14 protein-coding genes, 1 tRNA gene and 1 pseudogene are annotated in these 17,862 nt (G+C 50.9%); 13 read left to right on the top strand and 3 right to left on the bottom strand.

Annotated elements, in window-relative coordinates:
- Positions 1-9: 9 nt before the first annotated feature.
- Positions 10-372 (bottom strand): HPF/RaiA family ribosome-associated protein, encoded by a 363-nt coding sequence (locus P0078_RS05350; RefSeq protein ID WP_282933442.1) that lies wholly within the window; start codon positions 370-372, stop codon positions 10-12.
- A gap of 128 nt (positions 373-500) precedes the next feature.
- Here P0078_RS05350 and P0078_RS05345 point away from each other — a divergent pair, with 128 nt between their 5' ends.
- Together P0078_RS05345 and P0078_RS05340 are read left to right on the top strand one after the other, a co-directional pair.
- Positions 501-689 (top strand): hypothetical protein, encoded by a 189-nt coding sequence (locus tag P0078_RS05345; protein WP_282933441.1) that lies wholly within the window; start codon positions 501-503, stop codon positions 687-689.
- A 510-nt stretch (positions 690-1,199) separates the two neighbouring features.
- Positions 1,200-1,841 carry a hypothetical protein gene (locus P0078_RS05340; RefSeq protein ID WP_282933440.1) on the top strand — a complete coding sequence of 214 codons (642 nt, stop codon included), beginning with the start codon at positions 1,200-1,202 and terminating at the stop codon, positions 1,839-1,841.
- A 91-nt stretch (positions 1,842-1,932) separates the two neighbouring features.
- Here the strand turns inward: P0078_RS05340 and thpR are convergent, their stop codons facing one another.
- On the bottom strand, positions 1,933-2,538 hold the full coding sequence (thpR, locus tag P0078_RS05335; RefSeq protein ID WP_282933439.1) for an RNA 2',3'-cyclic phosphodiesterase: 606 nt from the start codon (positions 2,536-2,538) through the stop codon (positions 1,933-1,935).
- A gap of 146 nt (positions 2,539-2,684) precedes the next feature.
- On the opposite strand from thpR, the gene P0078_RS05330 reads away from it, so the two are divergent.
- Together P0078_RS05330 and P0078_RS05325 are read left to right on the top strand one after the other, a co-directional pair.
- Positions 2,685-3,161 (top strand): Hsp20 family protein, encoded by a 477-nt coding sequence (locus P0078_RS05330; protein WP_282933438.1) that lies wholly within the window; start codon positions 2,685-2,687, stop codon positions 3,159-3,161.
- Position 3,162: 1 nt separating this feature from the next.
- Positions 3,163-3,819, top strand: a complete 657-nt coding sequence (locus tag P0078_RS05325) for a class I SAM-dependent methyltransferase (RefSeq protein ID WP_282933437.1) — start codon at positions 3,163-3,165, stop codon at positions 3,817-3,819.
- Here the strand turns inward: P0078_RS05325 and P0078_RS05320 are convergent.
- On the bottom strand, positions 3,799-4,785 hold the full coding sequence (locus tag P0078_RS05320) for a GlxA family transcriptional regulator (protein ID WP_282933436.1): 987 nt from the start codon (positions 4,783-4,785) through the stop codon (positions 3,799-3,801). The two genes, P0078_RS05325 and P0078_RS05320, sit on opposite strands and share 21 nt — an antisense overlap.
- Positions 4,786-4,924: 139 nt before the next feature.
- Here P0078_RS05320 and P0078_RS05315 point away from each other — a divergent pair, with 139 nt between their 5' ends.
- The 9 genes and pseudogenes from P0078_RS05315 (at position 4,925) to lon (ending at position 17,799) form a co-directional block, all read left to right on the top strand.
- On the top strand, positions 4,925-6,781 hold the full coding sequence (locus tag P0078_RS05315; RefSeq protein WP_282933435.1) for a beta-ketoacyl synthase: 1,857 nt from the start codon (positions 4,925-4,927) through the stop codon (positions 6,779-6,781).
- A gap of 76 nt (positions 6,782-6,857) precedes the next feature.
- Positions 6,858-7,442: a helix-turn-helix domain-containing protein gene (locus P0078_RS05310; RefSeq protein ID WP_282933434.1), complete on the top strand. Its 585-nt coding sequence runs from the start codon at positions 6,858-6,860 to the stop codon at positions 7,440-7,442.
- A 299-nt stretch (positions 7,443-7,741) separates the two neighbouring features.
- A complete protein-coding gene (fadB, locus tag P0078_RS05305) occupies positions 7,742-9,898 on the top strand; it encodes a fatty acid oxidation complex subunit alpha FadB (protein ID WP_282933433.1) in 2,157 nt (718 codons plus the stop codon).
- An 11-nt stretch (positions 9,899-9,909) separates the two neighbouring features.
- Entirely contained in the window at positions 9,910-11,085 is a 1,176-nt protein-coding gene (gene fadA / locus P0078_RS05300; protein ID WP_282933432.1) for an acetyl-CoA C-acyltransferase FadA, read from the top strand.
- A gap of 182 nt (positions 11,086-11,267) precedes the next feature.
- Positions 11,268-11,352, top strand: a tRNA-Leu gene (locus P0078_RS05295).
- Between the two features lie 184 nt (positions 11,353-11,536).
- On the top strand, positions 11,537-12,850 hold the full coding sequence (gene tig, locus P0078_RS05290) for a trigger factor (RefSeq protein WP_282933431.1): 1,314 nt from the start codon (positions 11,537-11,539) through the stop codon (positions 12,848-12,850).
- Positions 12,851-13,038: 188 nt separating this feature from the next.
- On the top strand, positions 13,039-13,680 hold the full coding sequence (clpP, locus tag P0078_RS05285; RefSeq protein ID WP_282933430.1) for an ATP-dependent Clp endopeptidase proteolytic subunit ClpP: 642 nt from the start codon (positions 13,039-13,041) through the stop codon (positions 13,678-13,680).
- A 162-nt stretch (positions 13,681-13,842) separates the two neighbouring features.
- A complete protein-coding gene (gene clpX / locus P0078_RS05280) occupies positions 13,843-15,129 on the top strand; it encodes an ATP-dependent Clp protease ATP-binding subunit ClpX (RefSeq protein WP_282933429.1) in 1,287 nt (428 codons plus the stop codon).
- Between the two features lie 266 nt (positions 15,130-15,395).
- Positions 15,396-17,799, top strand: a pseudogene (gene lon / locus P0078_RS05275) (endopeptidase La).
- Positions 17,800-17,862: the final 63 nt, after the last annotated feature.

The raw sequence follows: 17,862 nt of genomic DNA, 5'->3' as shown, positions 1-17,862 counted from the left end.
TAGCGATTTTTAGCTAGGCTCTTCCACCACCATCACCTCCTGTATGGCTTGGTGTCGCCGAGTTTTCTTGCGTTCGCTGCGCTCTTTTAGGCAGCGTTCGGCAGAGGCAAATGTGTCGTTTACGGCTCGGTGGATCGATTCGTTCTCACTACTAATAGTCACGGGATTGCCGCTAATGGCAAGCTCTAATGATGCCTTGAAGTGTCTGCCTTTAGTTTTGTGTTGATGGGGGGCTTCGAGGACAACGCGACTATGTATGATGTCGCCACAATAACGTTCCAGCTTGTTTAATTTCTTGGACACGGTAGTCGCCAGGGCGGCTGACTTGTCGATGTCGCGGAACACAATGTTATCGTTAGGCGCTGATTTCATGGGCACATACCTCCGGTTAAAAGAAACCATGCAGGCCGCTGTTGCGGTTTGCTGTAAAGAAGGTAGGGCGCCCTAGTGGGAGGGTTCGAGGCTGCAGTTGAAGCGCCGAGCTGCCGGAATCGCAACGATTGTTTGCTGACAAAGCAGCTATGGGTGTTTTACGTCCGGGTCGGGTTTCCGCTGAGTCCAGCGATCTTCTCCCTGGTATCCATAATGCTTCCGCTGAAAAAAAAATCAAGCGCTATTGCGGAAAAATTTCACATAAATTTGGGCGCTGTGTCACTTTAGTGACTCAACATTGTGTATTTGAAGGTTAATTGATCAGCCGGTAGGCTCAGATGGACGCAAGGTCATTGCCGATAGCTTGCTCCGTGCGTAAAATTGACCGCATTGTGCAGTATCTTCACCTTGCTAGAAGGCATAGAGAAACTGCGCTTCCAACATACGAAACACATCAATTCGAGAAATGGGTTCAGGACGATGGCGGTAAAGCGGTGTTGCTCGCTTCTTTTGGCGGGCTTAGTGGTTATAGGTGGGGCAGTGGCACAAGCGCAAACGCCCCTCACGGCGGAGAAAAACCGCCTTGCGCGGCTAGAGCAGTCTCTTGAAAACAGGAGTGTTGTGCTTGAAGATATTGAGAATGAGCTGCTCTCGTATGAATATAAGCTCGAGCAAGCCCAAAAGTCCCTTGATGAGTTGCGTCTGGAATATGAGGCGAGTCGCCAGGAACTCAACCAAGCGAATCGAGCTCACGAGTCAAGCTCCAACTCCGACACTGAGCGCCGTTTAAAGAAGGCCAAGCATGCATTTGCTATGGCGGAGAGGGGGTGGATAGCCGTTCACGTCGCCTTGACTTCATCAAAGAAAATCATCAGCAATTGCAACAAAAACTTGTTGAGGAGAAGCGGGCAGTTGTTGATGCTAAAGCGAAGATTTCTGCTCAGCAGGATAAAATCAGTGCGATGGTCGAGGATATGCTTGCAAAGGCGGAGGCGTCTGAAAGAAGAGCTGCAATGGCGAAAGCCGCCGCAGTAACTGAAAAGCCCAAGCCCCCTAAAATTCGGGCTCAAGTTGAACCGCCAAAGCGTGAAGAACCGGCGAAGGAAGAGGTTACTATCAAGCGCGAGATTGACGGCGAGCTGCTGGAATATGTGAAGCGTGAGACGGCGCGCCTAAATGACCTCTTGGCTGATGAAGAGGGTAACGACAGGAAAACATTTAATAACCTTGAAATGCGCCCAATTGGTGGAGAGAGGGTTCCTTTTGAATTTCTGGGTGAAAATCAGTATCGCCTGGTGACTACTGTTGAATCAGGCCGACAAACTTACAAGATTAATACCTGGAAATTCCGCCGCACTATCCCGGCTGAGGACGATGGTGCTCGCTATGTCTTTATTTTTGATGCGCGCCGCCTATCTAGGCCGCGGTTGGTTATGTACCCAGAGTATGTATTGGCAGAGTTAAACTGACCACCCCAGTTATACCGTTAAGTAAAAAAGCGAGCCATTGGTTCGCTTTTTTACTTTTGGGTACCAGGTAAAGTTCTGTAATTCCGCAGGATTATAATTGTGCGTTTGAATTTTTTAGTGGGCGTAGGGTTGTTGTCTGCAGGGGAGAGTAGCGGCTGCCATATTGGCTGGGTTGGCTTTGGTAGAGCGTGATGTTGTTTAGTGTTAGTGGGTGCTCAAGCTTCAATGGAGAAAACCATTGAAATTGCTTACCGCTCCTGCATAGGGTGATATGCGGACGATAGCGCCGGCTCTCTGCCGGTAAGGATAGCCTTTTGGCTAGCTGCTTGATGGATTCATGTAGAGCCTCCAATTGCTGGGTAGCCACAACTTCTGCTGCAATTAAGTGAGCGTCATTGCCCGGAAAGGTGCCGAGTTTAAAAAAATTGGTTTTCAATTCAGTTGTGGCCTCTGCAATGGATGTGAGCCCGGTTTTAAGTAGAGGGATTACTTCAATAGGTAACTGGCCTAGAAAACAAAGGGTGATATGACGGTTTTGGCGGGTTATCCAGCGAGTGCTGGTAATTGATGCAGCATCTTGTTTGCGCTTTATGGCGACCGTTAACTTATTTAAAAACTCCTGTGTCGTTTCATCTAGCTGGATGCCAATAAAAATTCTGCAGGTGGGCTCGAGAAGCTTTTTGTGAGTTTTTGACATAAAATTTATCTTTCACCCTTGAATAAGAAATCTCTGCCCATATTTCTTTTATGCAGGCGGTAGCTTCAATAGAAAGTGCCCCTGAAAAGAGTCTGGTCATTTGACGGACGTAGTTTCAAATATTGCTCTGAACTGAGGATATGATAATGCGTAATTTTGATTTCTCCCCACTTTATCGATCTGCTATTGGCTTTGACCGTATGGCCAGCCTGCTTGATGCAATGACCACTAGCGAGCAAAAGCAGCCTTCCTACCCCCCATACGATATAGAGTTAACCGGTGATGATAGTTACCGAATTACTATGGCTGTTGCCGGCTTTGAGCAGTCTGAACTTGATATTCAAGTAGAGCAAAATCGTTTAGTGGTTAGCGGTACTAAGCCGGAAAATAATGGTCAGGGGAAGTATTTACACCGGGGTATTGCCGCAAGAAATTTTGAGCGGCGCTTTCAGCTCGCTGATCATGTAAAAGTAACTGATGCAAAGTTGGCGAATGGGTTGTTGCATGTAGAGTTAGTGCGTGAAATACCTGAAGCAATGAAGCCGAGAAAAATCTCGATTACAGAAGGCAATATTCTCCAGCATGCAAAGAGTGACACCGAGTCCAGTGCGGCAGTAGCGTAAGTTGTCACTGCAGTGTCCGCTGTGCCGCCATCGTGCGGTGCAGCCTTACCATCGAGATAAATTCCGCAGCTATCATCAGTGTGATAACTGCGCGCTCGTATTTGTTCCCCCGAAATTCCACTTAAGTCCCGATGAAGAAAAAGCTTACTACGACCTTCATGAGAATTCGATAGAGGATGAAGGTTACCGTCAATTTCTCAGTCGTTGCGCGCAGCCCTTGCTAAAAGAGCTGAAGGGCTCATGTTGTTATGGTCTGGATTTTGGTTGCGGGCCGGCCCCCTTGTTGGCCAGAATTTTAGAGGGCAATGGGCATAGAGTCGATCTGTATGATCATTTTTATGCGCCAGCTCAAAAGGCGCTGCATGGGAATTATGACTTTATCGTCGCAACAGAGGTGATCGAGCATTTGGGGCAGCCTGGAGCGGAGATCGAGAACCTCTGGGGTAGGTTGCGCACCGGAGGTGTTATGGCCCTGATGACCAAATTGGTTATTTCTGCGGAGCGTTTCGCCAATTGGCACTACATTAGAGATCCTACACACATTTGTTTTTTTAGTGTGAAGACATTTGAGTGGTTGGCTCGGTCACTAGGTGCCGAGCTCCAGTTTGTCCATAGTGATGTTATTTTTCTGAGAAAATTAAGTATTGACCCTGAATAGTTTAGCGCGCACCGTAGTGCGGTATTCGCTGGGGGTGGTTGCCAAAAACTTTTTAAAAAGTGCAGTGAAATGCCCCATATCCTGATAGCCAACTTTTTCAGCAATTTCATTGACCGATAAATTACTTGATTGCAAAAGTTCGCGCGCCATATCAACCCTGACATTTTGTAAGTATTGCAAGGGTGTCTGTCCTGTTGCTAGTTTGAACCGGCGATTGAATGATCGCACGCTCATGTCAAAGAGTTGTGCCACTTCGCTAAGGCGTACTTCAGTATTGCAGTGTTCTTTGAGCCAGGCTTGGGCTTGAACGATATCTTCGTCTGGATGTAGCTGAACAGATCCCTCAGAATAGGCGATCTCTTCAAAGGGGCGGCGAATTTCGTGAGAGAAATTTCGCTCCACATGGCTGGCAATGGCTGGTCCATACAGTTGGCGAATCATGTGAACGGTAACGTCTGCCAAGGCATTGACGCTTGCTGCACAGAAAAGCTTGTCTGCTTGGGTGATAAAATATTGACGCTTTAACTTTACCTCTGGATAGTCTGAGCTGAATTGATCAAAATAATGCCAGTGGGTAGTTGCGGGCTTACCGTTTAGAAGACCTGCTTCGGCCAGAAAGCACACCCCGGTACCCACAGCGCTGATAGCGGCCCCTTGTTTTTCCTGCTGGCGCAGCCACTCTAATATTTTTCCGCCTCGTTTTAGGGCGGGGCGGGGGTTGCGCCACATGGTCGGGATGTAGATTAGATCGCTGTCTGGTGCATCGCTGAGAGCGACATCCGGCTGAAGGGTAAATCCGCAGCGGGTATTTACTGGTGTCCCATCCAGACTGGCGGTCACCAATTTTAGGTTGCCCTTGATACCCTCCACTCTTGCGCGACTCTCTGCGCCACGGAGCATCTCGAGGGGAAGAACGGTGCCGGTTGCCAGCATCTGGTCGATAAGTAGAAAAGTTACTGTTCGCATTACATATCTGTGCGCACTTGCGCTATTGGCCAAAACACTCAATTTTGCTGGCCAGTATGCCCATAACTGGACAGAATCGCCACCCCCTACACTCGCATCTCTTATTTTTATAGTGTTAAGTACTTGGCTGGAGGTCAGGATGCAGCGCCTTCCCGTAATCACCGCATTCGGTGGATTCAACCCTGCTGGACGTAGTTCTTTCCATAAGGGGTACTCTCGCCTCGTGCTAGACAAACTGAGTAAGAAAGAGCGGGATAGCACTCTTTCCGACCTGGCTGCCCTGATGGGCTTGCGAACCGGAGACAACGCCGAAGGCATTTTGGATCCTGCCCTTGAGCAGCAGGTGTTGGATGGTACATTGGTGCGCGAACTAGAGAGTCGCTATTACGACTACCGCAAGTGCCATTTCCATCAGTCTGCCCAGCTTGCAAACCCCCAGGGCCTGACATTCGAAATTTCCACCCGGCAACTTCCGCAGCCTGTGCCAGCTCATTGGCACTTGGAGCATATCCAGGGCGGTAGGGTTCGAGTCACCACAACTGAGCTGTCAGTTTTGTTGGATAGCCACCGCGAGATAAGTGTGGCCGCCGCCGGCCAGCTCCCAACTGGATTTGAACCGGGCACTAAATATAACTCTCGATTTCATCCCAGGGGGTTGCAGCTGGCCCTCTTGGGTGCGTCAGATGCGGTGCAGTCTTTGGGGGTTGACTGGGATACTGTTGTGTCTGCGGCTGGGCCGGGGAATATTGCCCTCTATGCCGCCTCGGCAATGAGTCAGTTGGACCCATTTGGTAACGGCGGTCTATTGCAGTCTCGCCTGCGAGGTAGTCGCGTAAGTTCTAAACAACTAGCGCTTGGTTTAAATAGTATGCCAGCGGATTTTGTTAACGCTTATGTGCTCGGAAATGTCGGTTCTACCGGCGCTGTTGCCGGTGCTTGCGCGACCTTCCTGTACAACCTTCGCGCTGGCGTTGAAGATATTCGCTCGGGTAGGGCGCGGGTCGCTGTAATTGGTGCGGCTGAGGCGCCCCTTGTGCCTGAAGTTGTCGATGGCTATTCAACGATGGGTGCCCTTGCCACTACCGAGAATTTACGCAAGCTTTTCCCCGGAGAAATTGATTATCGACGCACCAGTCGCCCGTTCGGTGAGAACTGTGGCTTTACCTTGGGTGAGGGTACCCAGTGGGTCATCTTAATGGACGATGCTCTGGCGCTCGAGTTGGGTGCTTCTGTATATGGTTCGGTTGCCGGTGTGTTTACCAATGCCGACGGCACAAAGAAATCGATTTCTGCGCCGGGTCCCGGGAATTACCTGACGATGGCCAGAGCAATGGCGGAGGCGCGGGCAATTGTGGGTGAGGATAGTTTGCGGCGTCGCAGCTTTGTGCAGGCCCATGGCTCCAGTACGCCGCAAAATCGAGTTACTGAGTCCGCCATTTTTGATCGTTTGGCCGGCGCATTTGGCATTACTGAATGGCCGATTTGTGCGGTTAAGGCCTTTTTGGGGCATACCGTCGCTTCAGCCAGTGGGGATCAGTTAGTTACAGCGTTAGGTGTATTTGATCGCGGCATACTCCCGGGAGTGACCACCGTTGATCGCATCGCTGACGATGTTCATTGTAAGCATCTTGATATCTCTCTGGAGCATACGGATAGAGGGCGGGGAACGCTGGATCTTGCGTTCCTAAACTCAAAAGGTTTTGGTGGTAATAATGCGACAGCGACAATTTTGTCGCCCCAGATTACAAAAACAATGATGGAAAAGCGTCATGGCAAGTCTGCGATTACAGCTTCTCAAGTGCTAAATGAGAAAGTTGTAGAGCAGAGTGACAAATACAATGCCAAGGCTTCTCGCGGTGAACTGGATGTTATTTATCGGTTTGGTGAGGGCATGATCGACGAAAATGAGATAGCTATCTCAGAAGAGGAAATATGTTTGCCCGGGATGCCGCCAGTGAAGCTGCCAAATGGAAATCCATTTGAAGATATGGTGTGATTGGTTTTCAAGTAATACCTCAAATGTGTTGATTTTTACCTGAGGGAAAATAACGCAAAAGGAGCTTTTGGGGAGCATGGATGATCCTGAAGAGGATGTTGGCGCCCGTTTAAAAATGGTGCGCCACATTTACGGTATTTCGCAGAGGGAATTGGCGAGGCGGGCTGGGATGACTAACGCAACAATTTCTTTTATAGAGCTTGGAAAGGTTAGCCCTTCTGTCGGTTCGCTACAGAAGATATTGGGTGCAATACCTATGTCGCTAACCGATTTCTTTTCCCTAGAGATGTCGGGCGCAAAACAGATTTTTTTTCGTGGAAGTGAAGTGCCAGACATCGGTCACGGTACTGTATCCTGCCGTTTGTTTGGAGGGGCAAAAGCAAACTGCGGCATGTCGCTATTGTGGAAAGTGTTTCCCGCTGGGGATGACACCGGCTTTTCTCTCGAATCTGCTGAGGGGGAGATTGGTGGGGTGGTTGTCAGTGGTGACCTGGAGGTTACGGTTGGCTCCGACTTTGCCCTGCTGAGTACCGGCGATGGGTATTATTTTGATGCTCAGCGTCCGCACCGCTTTCGAAATACAGGTCGCTGTGACTGTGTAGTTGTCAGCGCAATGATGCCGGCTTATGGGCATCCCGACCTTCAAGAGCCCAATTCCTGAAAGATGGTTTAGAAAAGAGGGAGTTCGTGCCAAGTGGCTGATAGGGCGGCACGATCCGAGATAGACTAGCCCAGCTTTAATTTCTTTCCGTTCGCAAACTGGCGAATTTCTGTACTTTGGCACTCCTGGTGCCACTCCATTTGTAAGAAATAGTATTCAAACAATCGTTTGAATCTGGCTATACTACGGCTGACCAAATTGGGCCTAAGTGTCACCGCGCTGTGCGGGGCGGCCCTTGGTTGCACAAAAATTCCGACCCCGGGCCCAGGATCGCGGCCCAGAATAAAAGAGGTCAATCAATGTTATTTAGTGGCAAAGCGCTCACGGTACAGATGCTGGATAACGGCATCGCCGAGCTCAAATTCGACCTGCAAGGCGAATCCGTCAATAAATTTAACCGTCAGACGGTTTCTGAATTCTCCCAAGCGCTGGATGCTATCGAAGCAGCGGATGGTGTAAAAGGTGTACTGCTGACCAGCGGTAAAGGCGTCTTCATTGTTGGTGCTGATATCACTGAGTTTGGTGGTGCCTTCTCTGCAGGTGCAGAGGGCGTTGCTGATCTGATGAATCAGAACAACGAAAATATCAACCGCCTGGAAGACCTGCCGGTACCGACTGCGGTAGCAATTAATGGCTACGCGCTCGGCGGTGGTTTTGAGGTGTGTCTTGGCTGTGACTTCCGCCTGATGGGTGAAGAGGCCAAAGTTGGCCTTCCGGAAGTTAAGCTGGGCCTGATTCCGGGCTGGGGTGGCACTGTTCGCCTGCCGCGTGTAGTGGGTGTTGATGTTGCTGCTGAGTGGATTGCAGCGGGTAAAGAGCAGAAGCCTGCCGCCGCTCTGGAAGCTCACGCTGTCGATGCGGTGATCCCCACTGTCAAGCTCAAAGATGCAGCGATCAAGCTGCTTGAGCGCGCTATTAATGGCGAGCTGGACTACAAAGCCATTCGCGAGCTAAAGAAATCTCCAATCCCCTTGAATGATACCGAAGCGCTAATGGCCTTCTTTACCACCAAGGCATTTGTGGGTCAGCAGGCGGGTAAAAACTACCCCTCTCCCGTAGCTGCGGTTGAGTCAATCGAGCAGGGTTACAAGTTGACCCGTGATGAAGCGCTGAAAGTCGAGCAGGAAAAGTTCATTTTTTGCGCGCAGACCGGCACTGCGAAGTCTTTGGTAGGGTTGTTCCTGGCTGACCAGGCAATTGGTAAGGTTGCCAAAGGTTGGGAGAAGAAGGCCGATAAGCTGATTGAGCGTGCGGCAGTATTGGGTGCTGGCATTATGGGTGGCGGTATCGCTTACCAGTCTGCCTACAAAGGCACTCCGATCAAGATGAAGGATATCGACCAGAAGGGTATCGACCTTGGTCTGAATGAGGCGAACAAGCTGCTGTCCAAGTTGGTTGATCGCAAGCGCCTGACCCCCGTTAAAATGGGTGAAGTGCTCAACCGTATCGAGCCTACCTTGAGCTACGACGGCTTCAACGATATCGATGTTGTTGTGGAAGCGGTGGTTGAAAGTCCCAAGGTGAAGCATGCAGTATTGAAAGAAGTGGAAACCAAAGTAAGCGAAGACACTGTAATCGCTTCTAACACCTCCACTATTTCTATTAACCAGCTGGCTGAGCCGCTCTCCCGTCCGGAGAACTTCCTCGGTATGCACTTCTTCAACCCAGTGCACAAAATGCCGCTGGTTGAGGTGATTCGCGGAGAGAAAACTTCCGACACCGCTGTAGCTCGCGTTGTTGCCTACGCAAATAAGATGGGCAAGAAGGCTATTGTTGTACGCGACTGCCCTGGATTCCTGGTTAACCGCGTTCTCTTCCCTTACTTTGCCGGTTTCTCCATGCTGGTGCGCGATGGCGCTGACTTCCAGGCCGTTGACAAGGTGATGGAGCGTTGGGGTTGGCCGATGGGCCCCGCTTACCTGATGGACGTTGTCGGTATCGATACCGGTGTTCACGCAGAGAGCGTAATGGCTGAAGGTTTCCCTGAGCGCATGGGTAAAACCTTTACCGCTGCTTCCGACGTTATGTATGAGGCGGGTCGTTACGGCCAGAAGAACAACAAAGGCTTCTACAACTACGAGCAGGACAAAAAAGGTCGCCCGAAGAAAGTGGCTACCGAAGAGTCCTACGAGCTGCTTAAGCCGCACGTTGCTGAACGTCGCGAGTTTGAAAAAGACGAAATTATCGAGCGCATGATGGTGCCTATGGCAACCGAGCTGTCTCGTTGCCTGGAGGAGGGTATTGTCGACTCCCCGGCTGAGGCCGATATGGCGCTGATCTACGGCATCGGATTCCCTCCGTTCCGCGGTGGAATCTTCGCGTGGCTGGATAGCATTGGTCTGGATGAGTTCGTGAAGATTGCCGATAAGTACGCCGATCTGGGTGAGCTGTACAAGCCGACCGATCGCATGCGTGAAATGGCCGCAAGTGGCAAAACCTACTACGGCGACAAGTAAGGAGAATAGCGATGAGTTTAAATCCTAGAGATGCCGTAATCGTCGACTACGCGCGTACGGCCATGGGTCGCTCGAAGAATGGTGTATATCGCCATGTTCGCGCCGATGATATGTCCGCTGAGCTGCTGAAAAAGTTCATGCAGCGCAATGGCAAGCTCGATCCTGCCGAGATCGATGACTTGATCTGGGGCTGTGTTATGCAGCGCGATGAGCAGGGCTTTAACGTGGCTCGCTTTATCCTGCTGCGCGCTGGTCTGCCGCACACTATCCCGGCGCAAACCGTCAACCGCCTGTGCGGCTCCTCTATGTCCTCCCTGCACACTGCAGCTGCCAACATCCAGGCTGGCGTTGGCGATGTGTACGTTGTGGGTGGTGTTGAGCACATGGGTCACCTGAATATGATGGAGCATGTTAGCCCCAACCCAATGCTGGGTCGCTATATGGCTAAAGCTGCCGGCTCCATGGGTATGACTGCTGAATATCTGGCGATGATGCACGGTATCCAGCGTCAGCAGATGGATGAGTTCGGTGCACGCTCTCACCATCGCGCCGCTGAAGCTACCAAGGCTGGCAAATTCAATCGCGAAATTATCGCTATTGAAGGTCATGACGATGACGGCGTACCTTTCCTGGTTGAGACGGACCAAACCATCCGTCCGGACACCACCGTAGAAGGTCTGGCTCAGCTGAAGCCAGCATTCGACCCGAAACACGGTCAGGTAACAGCCGGCACCTCTTCTCAGATCACCGACGGTGCCTCTGTGATGCTGGTAATGTCCGCTGAGCGCGCTCAGGCTTTGGGTATGACTCCTATTGCCCGCGTGAAAGAAATGGCGCTGGCCGGTGTTGACCCATCCATTATGGGTTATGGCCCGGTGCCCTCTACCAAGAAGGCGCTCAAGAGAGCGGGTCTAACTGTTGGTGATATCGACAAGTTTGAGCTGAATGAGGCATTTGCGGCGCAGGCGCTGCCGGTGCTGAAAGACCTGGATCTGCTCGAGCAGATGGATGAGAAGGTCAACCTGTACGGTGGTGCTATCGCTCTGGGTCACCCCTTCGGCTGCTCTGGTGTGCGCATTACTGGCACCCTGCTGAGCGTTATGCAGAACGAAGGCGGCAACCTGGGTGTATCTACCATGTGTATCGGTCTGGGGCAGGGTATTACCACTGTTGTAGAGCGAGTCTAAGGAAGTTAGACCCCGAAAAAAGGCGCCTTTGAGGCGCCTTTTTTTATTTTATGAGAAAAGTGTTCAGTAAAGTGTTGAAGACCCAAAAATGCTGTGGCACAATCTGCACCCCTTGTCGCGATGGGCTCTAAAAAAGTAGCGAAAGCGCTTAAATATCAAAGAGTTAGCGGCAGGTTCGATTTGGGGACGTGGTGAAATTGGTAGACACGCCAGATTTAGGTTCTGGTGCCGAAAGGTGTGGGAGTTCGAGTCTCCCCGTCCCCACCAAATTAAAAGCCTTGAAGTCCGTGTGACTTGCCCTGGAGGGGTGGGTGCGGGCTTCTTGTGTATTTGGCGGCAGCGCAAAAGTATTATTTCGTGCTGCGCCCACGAGGTCGCTGACTAAGTCTCGGTGACCCGGTATTCGTTGGCGCTGCGGCGCGATTACAGAGATAGTCTCACGAGGATAAACATGCAGGTTTCCATCGAAACTACTTCCGGTCTGGAGCGTCGTTTAACGGTCAACTTGCCGGCAGAAATTGTCGACAAAGAAGTGGACAAGCGTCTCCAGCAGGCTGCTAAGACTGTTCGCATCAATGGCTTCCGCAAAGGCAAGGTGCCGATGAAGGTTGTTCGCCAGCGCTTTGGTGCCGGCGTTCGTCAGGAAGTTCTGGGTGAGGTAATGAGCCGTTCTTTCTACGAAGCGGTTCAGAAGGAAGAGGTTAAACCTGCCGGCCAGCCTAGCATCGAAGCCAAGCAGACTGCTGCTGGTGAAAACCTGGAGTACGTTGCTACTTTCGAAGTTTACCCTGAAGTTGAACTCGCTGACCTGGCTGAGATCGCTGTAGAACGCCCTGTTGCAGAAGTTACTGATGCTGACGTGAAGAGCATGATCGATATTCTGCGCAAACAACAGTCTTCCTGGAAAGATACCAAGCGCAAAGCTCAGAAGGGCGATCGTGTTGTTATCAACTTTGTTGGTCGCAAAGACGGCGAAGAGTTTGAAGGCGGTAAGGCCGAAGGCCACCAGTTGGTACTGGGTTCCGGCCAGATGATTCCTGGCTTCGAAGAAGGCATTCTGGGCATGAAGCCCGGTGAAGAGAAAGACATTGATCTGACCTTCCCGGAAGATTACCAGGCAGAAGAGCTTCGCGGTGCTGCTGTTACCTTTAATATCAAGGTGACTTCTTCCGAGAAGCCTGAACTTCCCGAGCTGAACGAAGAGTTCTTCAAAGCTTACGGTGTTCAGGAAGGTGGCGAAGAGAAGTTCCGTGAGGAAGTTCGCAACAACATGCAGCGTGAGCTGAAAAATGCCGCTCTGAACAAAGTTAAGACCCAGATCATGGATCAGCTGTTCGAGAAGCATCCAGTTGAGCTGCCGTCCGCTCTGGTTGCCAGTGAAGTAACTACCCTGCGTGGTCAAATGGTTCAGCAGTTTGGTGGCCAGATCAAGGCTGAAGATGCCGAGCGCATGTTGCCTGACACTATGTTCGAAGAGCAGGCAAAACGCCGTGTAGTTCTCGGTTTGGTAGTCGGTGAGATTGTTAAGCAGAATGAACTTTCTGTTGATGCCGATCGCGTAAAGGCGAAAGTTGAAGAGCTGGCTTCTACCTACCAGCAGCCGCAAGAAGTGGTTGACTACTACTACAGCAACCGTGAGCTGCTGTCTGGTGTTGAGTCTGTTGTACTGGAAGACCAGGTTGTTGATCACGTACTGGCTTCAGCTAAAGTATCTGAAGTTGACAGTAGCTACGACGAAGTGATTAAGCCGCAAAAACAAGGCTAATATCTCACTTCATTCAGGTGTAAGGTGGCGTCCGCTCAAGCGTGACGCCCCTACATCTCCTTCCTTTTTACCGGCTGGCTTTCTCTCGCCTGACCGGTTAAGCTCTGAAAACCAAATTTTTCAGCATGGGCATACGATGCCTATTCGCTGGCCTGCCGAATACGCCACAAAAGGAAGCAATGGTACCTATGGCACGAATTGATTTTCCAAAAGCTTCGATAGAGCCCTCAGCATCAGGTTTAGTTCCTATGGTGGTAGAGCAAACCGCCAGAGGGGAGCGCTCATTTGATATTTATTCTCGCCTGTTAAAAGAGCGTGTGATCTTCCTGGTCGGGCCTGTAGAAGACCACATGGCCAACCTGGTTGTTGCGCAGCTGCTTTTCCTCGAGGCAGAAAATCCAGATAAGGATATTCACCTCTACATTAATTCACCGGGCGGTTCGGTAACTGCCGGCATGTCTATCTATGACACCATGCAGTTCATTAAGCCTGATGTCAGCACTATGTGCATTGGGCAGGCCTGTAGTATGGGCGCCTTCTTGTTGACTGCAGGTGCTGAAGGCAAACGCTTCGTAACACCAAACTCCCGTGTGATGATTCACCAGCCCAGCGGTGGGGCCCAAGGGCAGGCGAGTGATATCCACATTCACGCCCAGGAAATCCTCAAGATTCGTCATCGTTTGAATGAGCTCATGGCACATCACTCTGGACGTCCAGTCAGTGATATTGAGAGGGATACAGAGCGCGACAACTTTATGAGCGCCGATGAGGCCAAGGAATATGGCTTGGTCGATGATGTATTGTCCCGCCGACAGGCATTCGATAAGTAGATTTTTCTACATTAAAAGTTTGCCGGAGGCGGATTTCAGCGAAAGTTAGTTTTTTTGACAGGCTGGCTTTCGTTGGGACTTGAAAATTACGCCAAAAGGCAGCATCTTGCTGGGTAAGCTGAATTTAGGGCCCTGGCCGGCCAGTGACGACGGAGTATTTTGATGACCGACAAAAGCAGCGGAGAAGACAGCGGAAAATTGCTGTACTGCTCTTTCTGTGGCAAAAGCCAACAGGAAGTGCGGAAGTTAATCGCTGGGCCGTCAGTCTTTATCTGCGATGAATGTGTCGAGTTGTGTACCGACATCATTCGTGAAGAAGTACAAGAGACTGCGGAGGGCCCTGAAGGGCGCCTGCCGACACCCCGTGAGATTACTGAAATCCTCGATCAGTATGTGATTGGGCAGGAGAGAGCCAAGCGTGTGCTGGCTGTCGCCGTATACAATCACTACAAGCGTCTGCGCACCAAGTCTGGTGTTAAAAGTAAGGATGAAGTAGAGCTCAGCAAGTCTAATATTTTGCTGGTAGGCCCAACCGGTAGTGGTAAAACCCTTCTTGCCGAGACCCTGGCTCGCCTGCTCAATGTTCCTTTCACTATTGCCGATGCAACCACCCTGACCGAAGCTGGTTACGTGGGTGAGGATGTTGAGAATATCATCCAGAAGCTTTTGCAGAAGTGTGATTACGATGTAGAAAAAGCCCAGCAGGGTATCGTCTATATCGATGAGATCGACAAAATTTCGCGCAAGTCAGACAACCCTTCAATTACCCGTGATGTGTCCGGTGAAGGTGTGCAGCAAGCGCTACTGAAGTTGATTGAAGGCACTGTGGCGTCTGTGCCGCCGCAGGGTGGACGCAAGCATCCGCAGCAGGAATTCTTGCAGGTCGACACCTCCAATATCTTGTTTATTTGTGGCGGCGCTTTTGCGGGGCTAGATAAGGTTATCCGCGATCGCTCGGAGAAGGGTGGAATTGGTTTCAGTGCCGAGGTTAAATCAAAGGATGGCACCAGTAATTTTGGTGAGATCCTGCGTGATCTGGAGCCTGAAGACCTGGTTCGTTACGGGCTGATCCCGGAGTTTGTTGGACGCCTACCGGTGACCGCAACTTTAGAAGAGTTGGACCGTGAGGCTCTGGTACAGATTCTCACCGAGCCACGCAATGCCTTGACCAAACAGTACGCAAAACTGTTTGAGATGGAAGATGTTGAGCTGGATTTCCGCCCCGATGCGTTGGATGCAGTTGCCACTAAGGCAATGGAGCGGAAAACAGGCGCCCGTGGCTTGCGCTCTATCATGGAGTCCGTATTGTTGGAGACCATGTATGACATCCCATCCACAGATAATGTGGTGAAAGTTGTGATTGACGAGGCGGTCATCAAAGGCGAATCAGCCCCGCTGCTGGTTTATGAGAGTGAGTCCCAGCCGCAGAAGGCGGCGCCGGAAGAGTAGCTCAAATCCCACCTCAAAAAGCCCCAATATTGGGGCTTTTTTTATAGTTTTTTCTGATTACCCGGATATCTAACTACCTGTCTGGGTATTCCTGGCTCGAATAGCACTCTTAGCTCGGCACAAATTGGTCGCGAGATTAGACTTGTATTTCGGGCCCTTCCCCCCATTACTAGCATCTGAAGGGCGGTGGCCCAGGTTAAGCTGTCAATTCCAACAGCAGCATGATGCCGCGCCAAATACCCAGTGATAGGGCCGAGAGGAGTTCTATGGATCAGTCATCCGACACCACACTTGAATATCCGTTGTTGCCATTGCGCGATGTTGTTGTTTACCCCCATATGGTGATCCCGCTTTTTGTCGGCAGGGAAAAGTCCATAGAGGCCCTGGAAGAGGCCATGCGCAGGGATAAGCAGGTATTGCTTGTGGCGCAGCGAAAGGCATCTGAGGATGACCCAGGTGCAGACGATATCTATCGCGTGGGCACTATTGCCAGTGTCTTGCAGTTACTCAAACTCCCCGATGGCACTGTGAAGGTGCTAGTCGAAGGGGGAGCGCGTAAATATCCACGAAGTGATGGAGAGGGAGAACCATTTCGAGGCGACCGTTTCGTCGATGGAAACGCAGGAGTTGCCGGAAGGCGAAGCAGATGCCCTTGTGCGCTCTGTGATGTCTCAGTTTGAACAGTACGTTTCTGTAAGTAAGAAAGTCCCCAATGAGGTTATTACCTCTCTGTCGGGAATTGATGAGCCTGGCCGTTTGGCAGATACCATTTCTGCACATATGTCCCTTGAGCTGGCTCAGAAGCAAGAGCTTCTGGAGACTCTCAGTGTTAAAGAGCGTTTGGAGCATTTGCTGGGCCTTATGGATGCTGAAATCGACCTGATTCAGGTGGAAAAACGCATTCGTGGGCGTGTGAAAAAGCAGATGGAGAAAAGCCAACGCGAGTATTATCTCAATGAGCAGATGAAGGCGATTCAAAAAGAATTGGGCGAGATCACCGAAGAGCCCAATGAAATTGAAGAGCTGGAAAACAAAATTGCCGAATCCGGCATGAGTGCGGAGGCAGAGAAGAAAACCCGGGCTGAGTTGGCTAAATTGAAAATGATGTCGCCTATGTCTGCGGAAGCTTCGGTTTTACGCAGTTATATCGACTGGATGTTGAGCCTGCCCTGGAAAAAAGCTAGCCGGGTGAGACACGATTTGGTTAAAGCCGAGGAAATTCTCGAGAAAGAACACTACGGCTTGGAAGAGGTTAAAGAGCGGATTCTGGAATACCTCGCGGTACAAAAGCGAGTGAAGAAAGTGAAAGGGCCGATCTTATGTTTGGTTGGGCCTCCCGGGGTGGGTAAAACCTCCCTCGGTCAATCTATTGCTAGAGCAACAAATCGTCAGTATGTGCGTATGGCCCTGGGTGGCGTTCGCGATGAAGCTGAGATTCGCGGGCATCGACGCACTTATATTGGCTCGCTGCCGGGCAAGCTGATTCAGAAAATTTCGAAAGTTGGAGTGAAGAATCCCCTATTCCTGCTCGATGAGGTCGACAAAATGGGGATGGACCAGCGCGGCGATCCCGCCTCAGCGCTTCTTGAGGTTTTGGATCCAGAGCAGAATAAAACCTTTAATGACCACTATTTGGAAGTGGACTATGACCTTTCCGATGTGATGTTTGTCTGCACCTCTAACTCGATGAATATTCCAGGTCCATTGCTGGACCGTATGGAAGTTATTCGAATCCCCGGTTATACCGAGGACGAAAAACTGAATATTGCACAGCGCTATCTTGTGCCGAAGCAGCGTAAAGCCAACGGTCTTAAAGATGATGAGCTGGATCTCTCCGATGACAGTATTCGAGATATTGTCCGCTACTACACCCGTGAAGCGGGTGTGCGTGGCCTGGATCGGGAGATTGCCAAGATCTGCCGCAAGGTAGTAACCGAGCACGTTCGCAATCCTTCAGAGAAGAAGGCTGTAATACAGCCAGAGCAACTTGAAGAGCTTCTCGGTGTTCGCAAGTTTGATTTTGGCCGTGCAGAGGAAGAGGACAAAATCGGAATTGTCACCGGTCTCGCCTGGACCGAGGTGGGTGGTGAGCTTCTTAACATTGAAGCTTCAGCTGTGCCGGGTAAAGGGCGCATGATCAAAACCGGCTCCCTCGGCGATGTTATGCAGGAGTCTATTCAGGCGGCCTTGACGGTTGTGCGTTCTCGCTCCCAGGCACTGGGAATAGGTCCGGACTTCCACGAGACCCGGGATATTCATATCCACGTGCCTGAAGGTGCCACCCCGAAAGATGGCCCTTCGGCGGGTATTGCCATGTGCACCGCTTTGGTGTCTGTGTTAACGGATATTCCCGTTCGCTCAGATGTGGCGATGACTGGAGAAATTACTCTGCGTGGAGAAGTTTTGAGAATTGGTGGTCTTAAAGAAAAGTTATTGGCAGCGCATCGGGGCGGTATAAAAACTGTACTGATTCCTGCTGATAATGAGCGAGATCTGAAGGATATTCCCGATAATATTCTTCAGGATTTGGTAGTTAGGCCCGTCAAGTGGATCGATCAGGTACTTGAGCTGGCGCTCGAGCACAAGCCTGAATCCCTGTCTGATGAAGAGTATTCCGCCTTACAAAAAAAGGCAGAGGAGCGCTCGCAGCGCGGAATCCAAACTCACTGACTCTTGTAATGGGGTGACTTTTGTCGCCCCTTTACAACTTACAAGGCCAAAACTTCGCCAATC

Source organism: Microbulbifer sp. VAAF005 (genome assembly GCF_030012985.1).
GTDB lineage: Bacteria > Pseudomonadota > Gammaproteobacteria > Pseudomonadales > Cellvibrionaceae > Microbulbifer.
Note: the sequence above shows the minus strand (reverse complement) of the source record. Positions and strands in the feature narration are given on the sequence as shown.

Coding starts and splice junctions, on each gene's coding strand:
- P0078_RS05320 (WP_282933436.1), bottom strand. CDS start 4,785: ATGCGAACAGTAACTTTTCTACTTATCGACCAGATGCTGGCAACCGGC.
- clpX (WP_282933429.1), top strand. CDS start 13,843: ATGACCGACAAAAGCAGCGGAGAAGACAGCGGAAAATTGCTGTACTGC.
- P0078_RS05310 (WP_282933434.1), top strand. CDS start 6,858: ATGGATGATCCTGAAGAGGATGTTGGCGCCCGTTTAAAAATGGTGCGC.
- thpR (WP_282933439.1), bottom strand. CDS start 2,538: ATGTCAAAAACTCACAAAAAGCTTCTCGAGCCCACCTGCAGAATTTTT.
- fadA (WP_282933432.1), top strand. CDS start 9,910: ATGAGTTTAAATCCTAGAGATGCCGTAATCGTCGACTACGCGCGTACG.
- P0078_RS05330 (WP_282933438.1), top strand. CDS start 2,685: ATGCGTAATTTTGATTTCTCCCCACTTTATCGATCTGCTATTGGCTTT.
- fadB (WP_282933433.1), top strand. CDS start 7,742: ATGTTATTTAGTGGCAAAGCGCTCACGGTACAGATGCTGGATAACGGC.
- clpP (WP_282933430.1), top strand. CDS start 13,039: ATGGCACGAATTGATTTTCCAAAAGCTTCGATAGAGCCCTCAGCATCA.
- P0078_RS05350 (WP_282933442.1), bottom strand. CDS start 372: ATGAAATCAGCGCCTAACGATAACATTGTGTTCCGCGACATCGACAAG.
- tig (WP_282933431.1), top strand. CDS start 11,537: ATGCAGGTTTCCATCGAAACTACTTCCGGTCTGGAGCGTCGTTTAACG.
- P0078_RS05315 (WP_282933435.1), top strand. CDS start 4,925: ATGCAGCGCCTTCCCGTAATCACCGCATTCGGTGGATTCAACCCTGCT.